We start from the raw sequence: 14,011 nt of genomic DNA, 5'->3' as shown, positions 1-14,011 counted from the left end.
GGACCTAGAGTCTGGCGCATGGTTCATGTGCTGAGCAGCCGGATCCTGTTGCGTCCGGCCGATCCCGAGCGGTCACGAATCTTCTACGGCCAGTCCCTCGGGCTGCCCGTCTACCGGGAGTTCGGCACCGGCCCCGAGCGAGGCACGGTCTATTTCCTCGGCGGCGGCTTCCTGGAGGTCTCCGGACGCGCCACCGCACCGCCGGTGCCCGGCCTCGAACTGTGGCTGCAGGTCGCGAACGTCCGGGCGGCGCACGAGGAGGTGTCGGCCCGTGGCGTCGAGGTGCTGCGGCCGCCGGTGCGCGAGCCGTGGGGGCTCGTCGAGATGTGGATCCGCGATCCGGACGGGCACAGGATCGTCGTGGTGGAAGTACCGGAGGACCATCCACTGCGCTACCGCCCGTAGAAGTGCCGGTGCGCCGTCAGTGCGCGGCGCGGCTTCTCTCCGCGCAGTCGACGAGCACGGGCAGGGCCTTCTCCAGGCTGCCGTCGTGGTCCGCGAACGGGAGGCGCAGGTGGTGGCGGAAGCCGTCCACGGCGGAGAACGCGGGGCCGGGAATGATCAGTACGCCCGCGCGGCGGGCCAGCTGGGCGGTGGCCTCGGTGTCGGCGCCGGGGATCTCCACCCAGAGAGCGGAGCCACCCGCGGGCCGGTCCCATCGCCAGCCGGTCTGCTCGCGCAGGAGCCGTTCGGTCTCCGTCAGGCGTGCACGCAGCCGGGAGCGGCGTCGGGCGCGGGCCTCGGGCAGTTGCTGAAGCAGCTCAACGGCCAGCAACTGCTCCACCACCGGGCATGACAGGTCGACGGACTTCTTGATGTCGGCCAGGCGGCGGATGACAGTGGTTGAGGCGCGTATCCAGCCCAGTCGGAGGCCGCCCCAGAAGAGCTTTGAGAAGGTGCCGATGGTTGCGGTGGCTGCGGGCGGCAGCTGGGCGGCGAGAGAGACCGGTGCGGCATCGTGGTGCAGGGACAGTTCCGCGTAGGCGTTGTCCTCCACGGCGTACAGGCCCTGTTCGGCCAGCACGGCGGCCCAGGCACGGCGGGTGCGCTCATCCATGCTGCGTCCGGTGGGATTGTGGACGGAAGGCTGCAGATAGACAAGACGTGGGCGGATGCGGCCCCCCAGCCGTGCCAGCGCGGCGGCACTGTCGCCATGGGCGGTGTCCGCGGGCAGCGGGACCAGACGGGCGCCGCGGGCCCGCAGTGCTTCGAGAGCGCCGCGGTAGGTCGGGTCCTCCACGACCACGGTGTCACCGGGCTCGACCAGCCCCTGGGCGATCAGCCAGACGGCCTGCTGGGATCCGGCGGTCACCAGGATCTGCTCCGGCGAGGTCGGCAGGCCCGCCGAGCGGTGGTAATGGGCGATCCCCTCACGCAGCTCGGGCAGCCCGTACGGCCGGTATCCGTCACCGGCCAGCGCGGAGCCGAGGTCCCGGGCGGACAACGAGCTGAGCGCCGCCGCGACCGCGGGCAGGCCGTCCAGCGCGCCGCTGGACAGGTCGATGCCCCCGCCCCGTGTTCCGAAACTGGCCAGCCTCCCCTCGGTCGCGGGCTCGCCCATCGCCCCGGAACCCCGCAGCCGGGAGCCGCTGCCCTGTCGGCTCTCCAGCCACCCTTCCGCTTCCAGCAGCCCGTACGCGGCCGTCACCGTACTGCGGCTGACACCGATCACCGCAGCGAGAGCACGCTGCGAGGGCAGCACCGTGCCGGGAGCGACATCTCCGCGCTGCGCCAGCTCGCGCAGCGCCTGAGCCAGCAGCTGCGGCATCGCGCCCGTGCCGTCCTTGGACCATCCGGTCAGCAGACGCGACAGGCGGGTGGGAGGAATCCGGTCCATGCACCCATCATCTCCCGCCGCAGGCCAATTGCCGTCAAGTGGTCTTTGCCGCCCTTGGACGCCTCGCACATGATCGGGAGAACGCCGTTGCAAAGGAGCAGGAACATGGCGACCGTGGTGCTCGTCGGGACACTGGACACCAAGGGGGCGGAGTACGCATGGCTCTCGGCGCGGCTGCGCGAATCGGGATGCGATGTCGTGCTCGTCGACGCCGGGGTGTTGCCGCCGCCTGCGGGCACCCCCACGGCTGACATCGACGCCACCGCCGTCGCACACCGCGCCGGGCACGATCTGGGGGCGCTGCGCGGCGCCGGGGACCGCGGCGCGGCAGTGGCCGCCATGGCCGAAGGCGTCGAACTGGTCGTCGGCGATCTGCACCGGGAGGGCCGGCTGCACGCGGTCCTGGCGGTGGCCGGCAGCGGAGGGTCGTTCATCGCCGCCCGTGCCATGCGGGCGCTGCCCGTCGGCGTTCCGAAGCTGCTGGTGTCCACCATGGCCAGCGGGGATGTGTCGCCTTATGTGGGCAGCAGCGACATCACCATGATGTACAGCGTGGTCGATGTCGCGGGAATCAACTCCGTGTCGTCCCGGATCCTGGGGAACGCGGTGGCCGCGGCCGCCGGCATGGCCGCTCACCACGAGCAGAGCGTGAACCATCCGCGGCCCCATGGGCGGCCGTTGATCGGTGCCAGCATGTTCGGCGTCACCACGCCCGCGGTCGACGCCGCCCGGCAGCGTCTGGACGAGCTGGGTTACGAGGTCCTGGTCTTCCACGCCACAGGGGCGGGCGGACGGGCCCTGGAGAAACTCGCCGTCGGCGGGTTCCTCGCCGGTGTGCTGGACCTGACCACCACCGAACTCGCGGACGAGCTGGTCGGCGGGGTGCTGAGCGCCGGGTCCGACCGGCTCACTGCGGCAGGCCGGGCAGGCCTCGCCCAGGTCGTGGCCCCGGGCGCGCTGGACATGGTCAACTTCGGCGCCGGGGAGACCGTTCCGGAACGGTTCGCCGAACGCCGTCTCCTCGTGCACAACCCCACCGTCACCCTGATGCGCACCACGGCCGACGAGATGGCGGAACTCGGCACCCTCATGGGACGGAAGCTGGCCTCGGCACACGGCCCGGCAGCGGTCTTCTGGCCGCTGGGCGGCCTCTCCGCCGTGGACGCCCCGAACGGTCCCTTCCACGACCCGGAAGCCGACGCGGCCGGACTGGCGTCCCTGCGCGCGGCGCTGAAGGGCAGCGCTGTCGAACTGCGCGAGATCGACGCGCATCTGAACGACCCGTCCTTCGCCGTGGCCGCCGCCGACCACCTCCACCAGCTGATCACCGCTCATGGCCGTATCCACGCGAACGTCTGAGTCACACACCGACCAAACAGGAGCTCATCCGTGAACCGCAACCAAGCCCTGGCACGCCTGACCGACCAGGTCAGGGCCGGCAAGGCCGTCATCGGTGCGGGCGCAGGCACCGGCCTGTCCGCCAAGTGCGCGGAGGCCGGCGGCGTCGACCTGCTGATCATCTACAACTCCGGTCGCTACCGGATGGCCGGCCGGGGCTCGCTGGCGGGCCTGCTGCCCTACGGCGACGCCAACGCCATCGTGCTGGACATGGCCGGTGAGGTCCTCCCCGTGGTCCGGGACGTCCCCGTACTCGCCGGAGTGTGCGGCACCGACCCGTTCCGGATCATGGGCAACTTCCTCGACCAGCTGAAGGCCATCGGCTTCACCGGCGTACAGAATTTCCCCACGGTCGGTCTGTACGACGGCAAGTTCCGCGAGAACCTGGAGGAGACCGGCATGGGCTTCGGTCTGGAGATCGACATGATCCGCCAGGCACACGAGCGCGATCTGCTCACCGCTCCCTACGTCTTCGACCCCGAGCAGGCCGCCGAGATGGCGCGGGCCGGCGCGGACGTTCTCGTACCGCATGTCGGGCTGACCACCAAGGGGTCCATCGGCGCCTCCACCGCGCTCACCCTCGATCAGGCCGCCACCGCCGTGCAGGACATGCACGACGCGGCCAAGCGCGTCAATCCCGACATCATCGTGCTCTGCCACGGCGGGCCGATCGCCGAACCCGAGGACGCCCGCTACGTCCTGGACCACACCTCCGGAATCGCCGGTTTCTTCGGTGCCTCGTCCATGGAACGGCTCCCCACCGAGCGCGCCATCACCGACCAGGCACGCGCCTTCAAGGCCCTCACGCTCGGCTGACCCAGCCGGCGGGAGCACACGGCGCGGCAGGGAACACCCCCTTCGCGCGCTCCCCGTGTACCTCAGTGCGCCGCGTACGACGGCCCGGGCCCGGGCATCGACTAAGAGGGACCGACGTCGTACGTCCAGGGGGAGGTGCGCTGTGCACGGACCGGCGATGTCCGGCTGGCTGCTGATGGCGTTGTGCGGGGTGACGGGCGCGTACTGCCTGCTGCGCACGCGCAGAGAGACCGGGGAGGGGCGCAGGACGGCACGTGCGGAGGCGTTGATGGGCTTCGGCATGGCCGCCATGGCCGTGCCGGCCGCCGTCGTGACACCACCTGTGTGGGGGTGGGCGGTGTACGCGGTGCTGTTCGGCGCGGCCTCGTTGCGCGCGCTGTGGTTCTCCCGGCGCAGCACGCACCATCTGCACCATCTGGTCGGGTCGTCGGCGATGGTCTACATGGCGCTGGCGATGGCACCGGGCGGTGGAGGGGCGCACGGCGAGCACGGCGGACAGACGGGCCATGATGTCGCGGTGACGGCCGGGGGCATACCTCTGCTGACCGGACTGCTGCTGGCTTACTACGCGGTGTATGTGCTGCGTTCGGGAGCCCGGTTGATACCGGTGGCCACCACGGCGGGGGGCGGCGGTGGGCCGGTCGGGGGTGGCTGGGGTGCATGGCCCGAGCTGGCTCTCGCCTGTCGGCTGACGATGGGGATAGCCATGTTCGCGATGCTGCTCACTCTGTGAGACAGGGGGCAGGCCAAACCGTGGTGTGCGTCACTTGCTGTGCACAGCCATACCCGTGGCTGCCCCAGCGCTCATAGGCTGACGCCATGTTGGTCTCCCTCGCGCTGCTGCTGCTCGGTGCACTGGCCGCCGTCGTGACCCCACGTCTGATGGCGCGGGCGGATTGGCCGGAGCGTGAGCCCGTCGTTGCGCTGTGGGTCTGGCAGTGCGTGGTGGCCGGGGTGCTGCTCTCCTTCGCGCTCTCCATGACGTTCAGTGCGGCCGCGGCCTGGCAGGCGGTGCGCAGCCATGTGTTCGCGCCGGCGCCGCGTGCCGTGGTGGAGGCGTATGCACTGGGCGGGCACGGGCGGTGGTCTGCGGCCATGGCCGTGCTGCTGGCGCTCGGAGGGGTGTGGACCGCGGCGATGCTGACCCGGGAGATCCACCGAGCCCAGACGCGTCGCAGGCGACGGCGCGCCGAATTGCTGGTGCGTTCCCCGCTGATGCCCGGCGAGGAGCCCGGCAGCGGTCGGCTCGTCGTGCTGGAGGGAGAGCGTCCGGATGCCTGGTGGCTGCCGGGCGCTGCGCCTCAACTGGTCATCACCACGGGAGCGCTTGGCCGCCTGAAGGGCCGTCAGCTTGATGCGGTGCTGGCCCATGAGCAGGGACACGCGAGGGCCCGGCACGACTGGCTGCTGCACTGTTCCGGCGCACTCGCGATCGGGTTCCCGCAGGTGCCGGTGTTCGCGGCCTTCCGCGACGAGATGCACCGGCTGGTCGAACTGGCCGCGGACGATGTGGCATCCAGGCGCTTCGGAAGGCTGACGATCGCCCTGGCCCTGGTGGAACTCAACGAGGACCGTGGCGTGTTCGGCCCGTGCCCGGCGCCGGACGCTCAGCTGCCGCTGCGGGTGAACCGGCTGCTGACCCCCGTGGAGCGGCTCACCGCGGGCCGTCGGCTCCGGCTGACCGCGGCGGCCGCCCTGGTGCCGGTGGTTCCGCTTCTGGTGGCATTCATTCCGGGACTCAGCGCACTGGGATAGCTGAGTGTGCGGATCATCCGCGAAGATCACCCCATGCCATCCCCGCCGCTCGCCCCACCGGCCCGCACCCGTTCCGGCGTCACACCTTTCGGCACAGCCGTGGTATGCGCGTCTGCCGCCCTGGTCCTGCTGATCCTGGTCGCCGTGCGCTGGTCGCCGCTCATGACGCTGGACCGTACGATCGCGGTCGCCCTGCACCGAAGGGCGGTCACCGAACCCGGGCTCGTCCACGTGAACCGGATCCTGACCGACTGGGTGTGGGATCCATGGACCATGCGCGCCCTGATCGCGGTGGCCGTGGTGGTGCTGTGGTGGCGCGGGGCACGGGCGCTCGCGGTGTGGGTGGCAGCGACGAGCGCGCTGTCGACTCTCCTGCAGCAGGGACTGAAGTCCGCGGTCGGCCGGGAGCGGCCACAGTGGCCGGACCCAGTGGATTCCGCCCACTACGCGGCGTTCCCCTCCGGTCACGCGATGACGGCGATGGTGACCTGCGGTCTGCTGCTCTGGCTGCTGCGACGGCACGGTACGGAACCCCGGATGTGGCGGGCGGCGCTGGTGGCGGCATGCGTCTCGGTGGTCGGGGTGGGCGTCACCCGGCTCTACCTGGGGGTGCACTGGATGAGCGATGTCCTGGGCGGCTGGCTGCTGGGGGCGGCCCTGGTCGGGTTCTCCGTCGCCGGGTTCGCCGGGTACGAGGGGCGCAGCGGACCGGCCTTGCCGCGGCGCTCCTGAACCGGGAAGGATCGCGTCCATGCAGATCAAGGGTGTGCTCTTCGACTTCTCCGGGACCCTCTTCCGTATCGAATCGGTCCGGTCCTGGTTGCGTGCGGTCCTCGCCGAGCGGGAGGTGACGGTGAGAGCGGCCGATTTCGAGCGGTACGCGCGGGGGCTCGAGGCCGCCGGGGCGTTGCCCGGCGGCCCGCCTCCCCAGCACGTTCCTGCCCGCCTCGCCTCCGTGTGGGCCACCCGCGACGAGAGTGCGGAACTCCACCGGGAGGCGTACACGGGACTGGCCCGGCAGGTGGCCCTGCCGGATGCGGGGCTGTACGACGCGCTGTACGAGCGGCACAGATCACCTGCCGCTTGGCAGCCCTACCCGGACGCGGCGGAGGTGCTCGGTGCGCTGCGCGACAGCGGCATCCGTATCGGTGTGGTCAGCAACATCGGCTGGGACCTGCGGCCGGTCTTCCGGGCCCACGGCCTGGACGCCCTGATCGACGCCTACGTTCTGTCGTACGAGCACGGCGTCCAGAAGCCGGACACACGGCTCTTCCACACGGCCTGCACACTTATAGGGCAGGATCCGACCGATGTGGTGATGGTCGGCGACGAACGGCGCGCGGACGGCGGGGCGGCGGCGTTGGGCTGTGACGTGCGCTTTGTGCAGCATCTTCCGGTGGAGGAGCGACCCGATGGGCTGCGGATGCTGGGACTGACGCCGGACGTTGCCTGAGAGACATGTGAGAGATGTCCCTGACGCCCAATGGGTCGGATTGTCACATCGGGGCCTTAGCCTGTACGCATGTCCCGTTCTCCGTGCTCCTCCGATTCCGTGCGTACTGCCGCCGTGGTGAACAAAGAGATTCGTGACCTGTGGCAGCGCTCCGGCGGCTGCCTGTCCCCGGAGGACGAGGAGCAGTACCAGCTGCTGCTCGTGGAATGGGCCGCGGCGACCGGCGGGAGCGCCAGGACGGCCGCCTGACGCAGGCGTCGATCGCGGCGTCCCGCCGGGCGGGGGATCCGCCCGGCGGGACGCGCTCGGTGCACGATGGAGCAGGGTGGTGTCGGCTGATCGGATGAACCGGCCGGATCAGCGGTCGAAGTAGTCCGGCTGCGTCTGAACATTGAGCTCGTCCAGCCGCACCCGATTCGCCGGGTCGGTTCGCCGGTCGTCGAGCTTCAGGACGTCGAAGCCCTTGGCGATGTCGTTGGAGTAGATGTAGCCGTTGTAGTAGTACGCCGACCAGGGGCCGGCCGTGGTGACCGCGTCCGCGCTGACGGGGCCGCGCTCGAAGTAGCCGATCTCCTTCGGCTTCGAGGAGTCGGTGAAGTCCCACACCGAGACTCCGCCCTGGTACCAGGCCTGGACCATCAGGTCGCGGCCCTTGACCGGGATGATCGAGCCGTTGTGGGCGACACAGACCTCCGTGTCGGCCTGCGGACGGTCGATCTTGAAGTAGCTGCGGAAGACCAGCTTGCGGTGGTCTCCCCTGCCGACGATGTCGTAGATGCCGTCGGCGCCGCGCTTCGGGCCGATCTCCTCGTTGCAGGTGGCTGCGCCACCGCCACCGAGTTCATCGGTGAAGACGACCTTGTCGGCCTTCTGGTTGAACGTCGCGGAGTGCCAGAACGCGAAGTTCACGTTGTCCTGCACCCGGTCGATGATCCTCGGGTTCTCCGGGTCCTTGATGGAGAACAGCAGACCGTCGCCCATGCAGGCACCGGCTGCCAGGCCCTTCGAGGGCAGCACGGTGATGTCGTGGCAGCCGGTCGTCCTGGAGACGCCCGGGTTGGTCGGGGCGCCCGGGTTGCCACCGTCCGGGAAGAGCACCGGGAAGTTCACGACCGCGGCCTTCTCGGGTGCGTTGCGCGGCACCTTGATGACGGAGATCCCGTCGTGGGGCGGCCGGCAGTCCGGGAACGTGTCGCTCGGCGAGTACGAGGAGACGTACACGTATACGTTCTTGCGATCGGGGACCAGCGTGTGGGTGTGCGATCCACAGGCGGTCTCGACAGCGGCGACATACTTCGGGTTGCGCTTGTCGCTGATGTCGAAGACCTTCATGCCCTCCCAGGAGGACTTCTCCGTGGCGGGCTGGGTCGTGCTGGTGCAGGAGTTGTCGCTGCGCGAGGAGTCGGTGGACAGGAAGAGCAGGTTTCCCGAGACCGAGACGTCGTTCTGCGATCCGGGGCAGAGGACCTGGGCGACCGTCTTCGGGGACTTCGGATTGCTGATGTCGTAGATCCGGAAGCCGTCGTAGTTTCCTGCGAAGGCGTACTTCCCCTGGAAGGCCAGGTCCGTGTTCAGCCCCTTGAGTGCGTCCTTCGGGACGTTGGCCAGATGGGTGATGTTGCTGCTGTGGACGATCTCGTCCACGCCGGGTATCTCGCCGCTGCTGATGGCGGCCGCGGCTTCGGCCTCCTGGGCGGCGGAGACATCGGTACGGGCGGTGGCCGTATCACCGGGGTCGGGCGTCGCGGCCGCAGGGCCGGCCGTCAGCAGCGTGGCCAGCAGCCCGGCCGCTGCCACGGCCACACCCAGACGTCTGCGCCGCGCCGGGCTCGTGTGCAACGAAATCACTGCGTCCTCCCATGCATCCGTACGTAGTTGAACGGTTCACGGACACCGGCAGTATCGTCCTCCCCACGGGTATCCCAACAGATGGCAACAGAGACGTGATGAAAGTTTCTGATCGCTGTCGTGCGGAAGCGTGTTAGGACGGTTCGCAACCACCCCATATGGCAATGGAGGTCCACTTGTTGATCCGCCGTCGGACCATGTGTGTACGCAGATCTGTTCTCGCCGTGGCCGTCATGTCCGCCGTTCTCACCCTGGGTGCATGCGATGAGGGAGGCGGTGACAACCGTAAGAAGGCGCAGACGGGCGGGGGGCCTTCGGTTGTGGCGCCCGGGAAACCGGGAGAGCCCGCGCGGACCCTGTCCGCCGAGGAGGCCGCGAAGGCCGCCGGGGACGACACCCCCAACTCGGCCGACTTCCGATATGTGCAGATGATGATCCAACACCACGCCCAGGCACTGGAGTTGACCGGTCTCGTCCCCACCCGCTCCGACTCCGCCGCGGTCAAGCGGCTCGCCGAGCGAATCACCGCAGGCCAGAAGCCAGAGATCGGTGCCATGGAGGGATGGCTCACACACAATGGCGGAGAGAAGCGCAAGAGCGGCCACGATCACTCGGCGATGCCCGGAATGGCGACCCCGGCGCAGCTGGATCAGCTGCGGACGGCGGACGGCGCGGCCTTCGACAAGCTCTTCCTGAAGTTGATGATCACCCACCATCAGGGAGCGATCACGATGGCGACGGAGGTGCTCTCGCAGGGGAACAATGTGCAGGTCGAGGAGATGGCCGGGGACGTCGTCGCCCAGCAGACGGTGGAGATCGACAGAATGCGCGCGATGTCGTCCTGACCCCACCGGGCGCGCCTCTCCCCTGCCCCGGCCACCGGTGCCATGCTGGAGGCATCCTGCGGGAAGAGGTGCGCCGTGCTCCATGTCGCCGTCGTCGGCTCCGGGCCCAGCGGGGTCTACACCGCCCAGGCCCTGGTCGAGCAGGACCGAGTGCCCGATGTCCGGGTCCATGTGCTGGACCGGCTCCCCTGCCCGTACGGCCTGGTGCGCTACGGCGTCGCCCCCGACCACGAGAAGATCAAATCGCTGCAGAACAGTCTGCGGACCGTCCTGGAGCACGAGCGGATCACCTTCCTCGGCAATGTCGAGGTGGGCGGCGACGGGATCCCGTCCGAACGGATCGGCGAGCTCTACCAGGCGGTCGTGTACTGCGTCGGGGCGGCGACCGACCGTGGCCTCGCCGTCCCCGGCGAGGACCTGCCCGGCAGTTGCTCCGCGACCGAGTTCGTCTCCTGGTACAGCGCACACCCCGACGCCGCCGCCAACAGCTTTGCGCTGCAGGCCCGTTCGGTCGTGGTGATCGGGGTCGGCAATGTGGCGGTGGACGTGGCGCGGATTCTCGCCCGGAGTGCGGAGGAGCTGCGCCCCACCGACGTACCGCACGGGGCGCTCGGCGCGCTGACCGGAAGCCGGGTGCGCGAGGTCCACATGGCGGGCAGGCGCGGCCCCTCCCAGGCCCGGTTCACCACCAAGGAGCTGCGGGAGCTGGGCGCGCTGCCGCAGGCGCGGGTGGTGGTGGACGAGGCGGAGCTGGCCCTCGACCCGGCGTACGCCGATCCGTCCCCCCGGTCGGCGGCGGCCCTGTCCTCACCACCGAACGCACCGCCCCTGACGGCGGCGGCGCGGCGCAATGTCGAGGTGCTGCGCGGATGGGCCGCAGCCGGCGCCACAGGTGCGGGCGCGGAGGGAGACCCGCTGCGCACGATCCACCTGCGGTTCTTTCTGCGCCCCGTCGAACTGCTGGAGCGGGACGGGCGGGTGGCCGGGGTGCGGTTCGCCCGTACCGTGCCGGACGGCAGCGGGGGCGTGCGCGACGCCGGTACGTACGAGGACATCGACGCCCAACTCGTGCTGCGGGCCGTCGGCTACCGCGGGCTGCCGCTGCCCGGCCTGCCGTTCGACCCGACGCGTGGGACGGTGCCGCATCTGGCGGGGCGGGTGCTGCGGGACGGGGTGCCGTCGCCCGGGGACTATGTCGCCGGGTGGATCAAGCGGGGGCCGACCGGGGTGATCGGTTCGAACCGGTCGTGCGCGAAGGAGACGGTGACATCGTTGCTCGATGACGCCACGCTGCTCGCCGGGCGCCCGTCGGCACCCGATCCTGTGGCCGCGCTGCGGGCGTGGGGGCTGCGCCCGGTGCAGTGGGACGGCTGGCTGTCCATCGAGCGGGCGGAGGCGGCACTGGGCCGGTCACTGGGCCGGGGGCCGGTGAAGATCCCGGACTGGGCAGGGCTGCTGAGCGCCGCGGAGGGTGGCGACCGGGGCGGACCGTGAGGCTATCGGTCCTCGCCGATGCGCTGCACCTGCCGGTTCGCGGCGTCGAGGATGCTGTCCAGAAGCCCGGGGAACAGCGCCTCCAGATCGTCGCGGCGCAGCCCGTTCATCTTGGCTGTGCCGCGGTAGATCTGCTGGACGATCCCGCTCTCGCGCAACACCCGGAAGTGGTGCGTGGTCGTCGACTTGGACACCGGCAGGTCGAAGCGGGAGCAGGTGAGCTCGGCATCGGCGGCGGCCAGCTCGCGGACCACGCGCAGCCTCATCGGGTCGGAGAGTGCATGGAGCACTGCCTCGATGCGGATCTCGTTCCGCGTGGGGTGGTCGAGCGAACGGCCGCCGACCGCAGCGGCGCCGGCTGGGGTCACGATGGCTCCACTTCCTGGCTTGGTCCGGTCTCGATAATACGAGACTCATCGTAGTTTGAGATCCACCCTACGACGGGGCCGGCCCGCGCATCACCCGGCGCGATCGGCGCGCGATGCCGCTTCACGGGCGTCGATGACCTCTTCCATGTGGAGCTCCGCCCAGGCGCGCACCGTGTCCAGCAGCTCAAGGAGACTCCGGCCGAGCAAGGTCAGTTCGTACTGGACGTACCGTGCCGGTCCGGCCCGGGCAGTGCGGACGACGAAACCGTCACGCTCCAGCGACCGGAGTGACTGAGTGAGGACCTTCGGCGTGATCGTACGCAGCGGGATCCGTAGCTCGGAGAAACGTCGCGGGCCGCCCTCAAGGCACTGGACGATCATCCCGGCCCATTTGTCCCCCACGCGGATCGGCATCAGCCCGGACGGACAGACCGGGTCGAACATCTCCGGATCCAGCGGCTTGGTCACAGAGCCACATTAGCGAGGTACCCGGGAGGTAACCACGGGTCCGGCTACCTTGCCCGAGCACGTCGGCACAGAAATTCCAGGACGCGAGGCGAGGTAGGCACATGAGCAGGATCATCATCTTCGGCGCAGGTGGCAGCGCGGGACGGGCAGCCGTCGGCGAAGCCCTTCGCCGCGGGCATCATGTCACCGCGGTCGTACGGGAACCGGCCAAGTACCGAGAGCTCGAAGGTCCCGGCATCCGGCTCGTGGCCGGCGACGTCACCGAAGTCGGGGCTGTTGCCGACCTCGCGACCGGGCACGATGCCGCGATCTCGGCCGTCCACGACAGGGGCGCCCTGCCCGATGTCTTCTTCACGGCTGCCGCCCGCGCTCTCACCGACGGGCTGACGCGGGCCGGTGTGCCCCGGCTGATCTCCGTCGGCCTGTCGGCAACCATGGAGACCGCCGACGGAACCCCGCTGATGGACACCCCCGGTTTCCCTCAGGAGCACCGTCCCTTCAGCCACGGCCACGCAGCCGGAACGGCGGTGCTGCGTATCGCGGCCACCGCGCTGGACTGGCTGGTCGTCAGTCCGGCCGGGAACTTCGACCACGAGGGGACGCGCTCCGGCCGTTACACCAAGGCCACCGTCGACGCTGCCGCCCGTATTTCCTACAGCGACTTCGCCATCGCCCTGCTCGACGAGATCGACGCCCCTGGTCACCACCGCACGCACATCGGTGTCAAGGAGGCATGACCGAACCGGCCGGCCGCAGCAGGCCGGTCGGCCGAGGCCGTCAGCCCGCCAGCCGGGCGACGGCCAGTGCGCGGGCGCGGTCGAGGGCATCGGCGGCGGGGCAAAGGACATCCGGCTGCACGCCGGTGCCCTCCCAGTTGGTGCCGGAGACGGGGTTGACCGGGCGGCCGACCGGGATGGTGGCCTCCAGGTGCGGATGCACCGTCCACCCCTCCCGCGGGTGCGCCCCACCGCCGGTCGGCTCGCCGACAACAACGGCGCGGCCGAGCTGCTGCAGGTCGTACGTCAGCTCCTCGGCGCCCGAAAACGTACGGGCACCGGTCAGCACGTACAACGGTTTGTCGCCGCCGAAGCGCGCGCCGGGAACGTGCGGCAGGCTCCAGGACTGCTCGCGGCGCTCGCCGTCGCGCCAATGCATGGTGTTGAGATGGGTGCGTTGGTCCAGCAGGTAACTGCAGACGAAGGCAACCGTGTCCGGGTCGCCGCCCCCGTTGCCGCGAAGGTCCACGATCAGCGACCGGGCACCGGCGGCCAGGGTGAGCGCGGCACTCAGCGGTTCGGCGGCCCACTCCAGCGGAAACAGTGCCGGTGCCAACTCCACCACGGCCACCCCTCCTTCGAGCAGCTCCACCCTGGGTGCACCGCCCAGCGAGGTGTCGTAGTCCCGGCGCATGGCCGCCAGGGTCGCCGCCCCCTTCTCCGCGGGCACGGGTTCGGCGTGGTACTTCAGCCGCAGGTGCCGGTCGCCATTGACGGACTGCAGATCCTCGGTGACCAGCCGGCCGAGCTCCTCGGCACTGTCGACGGCGTAGGCGCCCTCGTCGAGGCGCCGTTGCAGCAGGCCGGCAAGCTGCTCGGCCGTCTCCGGGAAGACGTAGTGCTCATTCAGGAGCCGGGCTGTCTCATCGATGACAAGGGCGGGCCGAATGTGCGTGGGAGCGGTCATGGCACGGAGTAGAGCACCGCCCTTGCGAAAGCGTCAAGAGAGTTGG

General features: G+C 70.1%; 16 protein-coding genes. 11 read left to right on the top strand and 5 right to left on the bottom strand.

The genetic code is table 11. The features are described from left to right. Window positions 1–18 precede the first annotated feature (18 nt). Window positions 19–405, top strand: a complete 387-nt coding sequence (locus OG953_RS37650; RefSeq protein WP_405690008.1) for a VOC family protein — start codon at window positions 19–21, stop codon at window positions 403–405. Between the two features lie 16 nt (window positions 406–421). On the opposite strand, the gene OG953_RS37645 is transcribed toward OG953_RS37650, so the two are convergent. After that, window positions 422–1,837, bottom strand: a complete 1,416-nt coding sequence (locus tag OG953_RS37645; protein ID WP_405690006.1) for a PLP-dependent aminotransferase family protein — start codon at window positions 1,835–1,837, stop codon at window positions 422–424. Window positions 1,838–1,942: 105 nt separating this feature from the next. Between OG953_RS37645 and OG953_RS37640 the strand changes: the two genes are divergently transcribed. The 7 genes from OG953_RS37640 to OG953_RS37610 all read left to right on the top strand — a co-directional run bounded on the left by OG953_RS37640 (window position 1,943) and on the right by OG953_RS37610 (window position 7,508). Then, a complete protein-coding gene (locus OG953_RS37640) occupies window positions 1,943–3,196 on the top strand; it encodes a Tm-1-like ATP-binding domain-containing protein (protein WP_405690004.1) in 1,254 nt (417 codons plus the stop codon). A gap of 30 nt (window positions 3,197–3,226) precedes the next feature. Beyond that, complete coding sequence (locus OG953_RS37635; RefSeq protein WP_405690001.1) at window positions 3,227–4,051, top strand: phosphoenolpyruvate hydrolase family protein; 825 nt, start codon at window positions 3,227–3,229, stop codon at window positions 4,049–4,051. Between the two features lie 142 nt (window positions 4,052–4,193). Further along, the gene (locus OG953_RS37630) at window positions 4,194–4,784 is read left to right on the top strand and encodes a DUF5134 domain-containing protein (protein ID WP_405689999.1); all 591 of its coding nucleotides are present in this window, start codon (window positions 4,194–4,196) and stop codon (window positions 4,782–4,784) included. Window positions 4,785–4,870: 86 nt separating this feature from the next. Continuing rightward, window positions 4,871–5,806: a M56 family metallopeptidase gene (locus OG953_RS37625; protein WP_405689997.1), complete on the top strand. Its 936-nt coding sequence runs from the start codon at window positions 4,871–4,873 to the stop codon at window positions 5,804–5,806. A 33-nt stretch (window positions 5,807–5,839) separates the two neighbouring features. Next, window positions 5,840–6,538 (top strand): phosphatase PAP2 family protein, encoded by a 699-nt coding sequence (locus OG953_RS37620; protein WP_405689994.1) that lies wholly within the window; start codon window positions 5,840–5,842, stop codon window positions 6,536–6,538. A gap of 19 nt (window positions 6,539–6,557) precedes the next feature. Then, window positions 6,558–7,259, top strand: coding sequence for an HAD family hydrolase (locus OG953_RS37615; protein WP_405689992.1), 702 nt, complete (start codon window positions 6,558–6,560; stop codon window positions 7,257–7,259). Window positions 7,260–7,328: 69 nt separating this feature from the next. Next, the gene (locus OG953_RS37610; RefSeq protein ID WP_405689989.1) at window positions 7,329–7,508 is read left to right on the top strand and encodes a hypothetical protein; all 180 of its coding nucleotides are present in this window, start codon (window positions 7,329–7,331) and stop codon (window positions 7,506–7,508) included. A 108-nt stretch (window positions 7,509–7,616) separates the two neighbouring features. On the opposite strand, the gene OG953_RS37605 is transcribed toward OG953_RS37610, so the two are convergent. Continuing rightward, window positions 7,617–9,107 (bottom strand): LVIVD repeat-containing protein, encoded by a 1,491-nt coding sequence (locus OG953_RS37605; protein ID WP_405689987.1) that lies wholly within the window; start codon window positions 9,105–9,107, stop codon window positions 7,617–7,619. A gap of 158 nt (window positions 9,108–9,265) precedes the next feature. Between OG953_RS37605 and OG953_RS37600 the strand changes: the two genes are divergently transcribed. Beyond that, entirely contained in the window at window positions 9,266–9,952 is a 687-nt protein-coding gene (locus OG953_RS37600) for a DUF305 domain-containing protein (RefSeq protein ID WP_405689985.1), read from the top strand. 75 nt (window positions 9,953–10,027) lie between these two features. Continuing rightward, a complete protein-coding gene (locus OG953_RS37595) occupies window positions 10,028–11,446 on the top strand; it encodes an FAD-dependent oxidoreductase (RefSeq protein ID WP_405689983.1) in 1,419 nt (472 codons plus the stop codon). A gap of 2 nt (window positions 11,447–11,448) precedes the next feature. Here the strand turns inward: OG953_RS37595 and OG953_RS37590 are convergent, their stop codons facing one another. After that, window positions 11,449–11,814, bottom strand: coding sequence for an ArsR/SmtB family transcription factor (locus OG953_RS37590; RefSeq protein ID WP_405689981.1), 366 nt, complete (start codon window positions 11,812–11,814; stop codon window positions 11,449–11,451). A gap of 90 nt (window positions 11,815–11,904) precedes the next feature. Further along, on the bottom strand, window positions 11,905–12,282 hold the full coding sequence (locus tag OG953_RS37585; RefSeq protein ID WP_405689979.1) for a winged helix-turn-helix transcriptional regulator: 378 nt from the start codon (window positions 12,280–12,282) through the stop codon (window positions 11,905–11,907). Window positions 12,283–12,383: 101 nt separating this feature from the next. Between OG953_RS37585 and OG953_RS37580 the strand changes: the two genes are divergently transcribed. After that, window positions 12,384–13,019: an NAD(P)-dependent oxidoreductase gene (locus tag OG953_RS37580; RefSeq protein ID WP_405689977.1), complete on the top strand. Its 636-nt coding sequence runs from the start codon at window positions 12,384–12,386 to the stop codon at window positions 13,017–13,019. A 40-nt stretch (window positions 13,020–13,059) separates the two neighbouring features. On the opposite strand, the gene OG953_RS37575 is transcribed toward OG953_RS37580, so the two are convergent. Next, a complete protein-coding gene (locus OG953_RS37575; protein WP_405689975.1) occupies window positions 13,060–13,965 on the bottom strand; it encodes a S41 family peptidase in 906 nt (301 codons plus the stop codon). Window positions 13,966–14,011 lie beyond the last annotated feature (46 nt).

The organism is Streptomyces sp. NBC_00057 (assembly GCF_045041165.1).
Classification (GTDB): Bacteria; Actinomycetota; Actinomycetes; order Streptomycetales; family Streptomycetaceae; genus Streptomyces.
This window is presented reverse-complemented; position numbering and strand designations above follow the sequence as displayed.

Bases quoted from the DNA above. Each gene is read 5' to 3' on its own strand.
- OG953_RS37600 (WP_405689985.1), top strand. From the start codon at position 9,266: ATGGCAATGGAGGTCCACTTGTTGATCCGCCGTCGGACCATGTGTGTA.
- OG953_RS37610 (WP_405689989.1), top strand. From the start codon at position 7,329: ATGTCCCGTTCTCCGTGCTCCTCCGATTCCGTGCGTACTGCCGCCGTG.
- OG953_RS37620 (WP_405689994.1), top strand. From the start codon at position 5,840: ATGCCATCCCCGCCGCTCGCCCCACCGGCCCGCACCCGTTCCGGCGTC.
- OG953_RS37645 (WP_405690006.1), bottom strand. From the start codon at position 1,837: ATGGACCGGATTCCTCCCACCCGCCTGTCGCGTCTGCTGACCGGATGG.
- OG953_RS37650 (WP_405690008.1), top strand. From the start codon at position 19: ATGGTTCATGTGCTGAGCAGCCGGATCCTGTTGCGTCCGGCCGATCCC.
- OG953_RS37640 (WP_405690004.1), top strand. From the start codon at position 1,943: ATGGCGACCGTGGTGCTCGTCGGGACACTGGACACCAAGGGGGCGGAG.
- OG953_RS37615 (WP_405689992.1), top strand. From the start codon at position 6,558: ATGCAGATCAAGGGTGTGCTCTTCGACTTCTCCGGGACCCTCTTCCGT.
- OG953_RS37625 (WP_405689997.1), top strand. From the start codon at position 4,871: ATGTTGGTCTCCCTCGCGCTGCTGCTGCTCGGTGCACTGGCCGCCGTC.
- OG953_RS37580 (WP_405689977.1), top strand. From the start codon at position 12,384: ATGAGCAGGATCATCATCTTCGGCGCAGGTGGCAGCGCGGGACGGGCA.
- OG953_RS37575 (WP_405689975.1), bottom strand. From the start codon at position 13,965: ATGACCGCTCCCACGCACATTCGGCCCGCCCTTGTCATCGATGAGACA.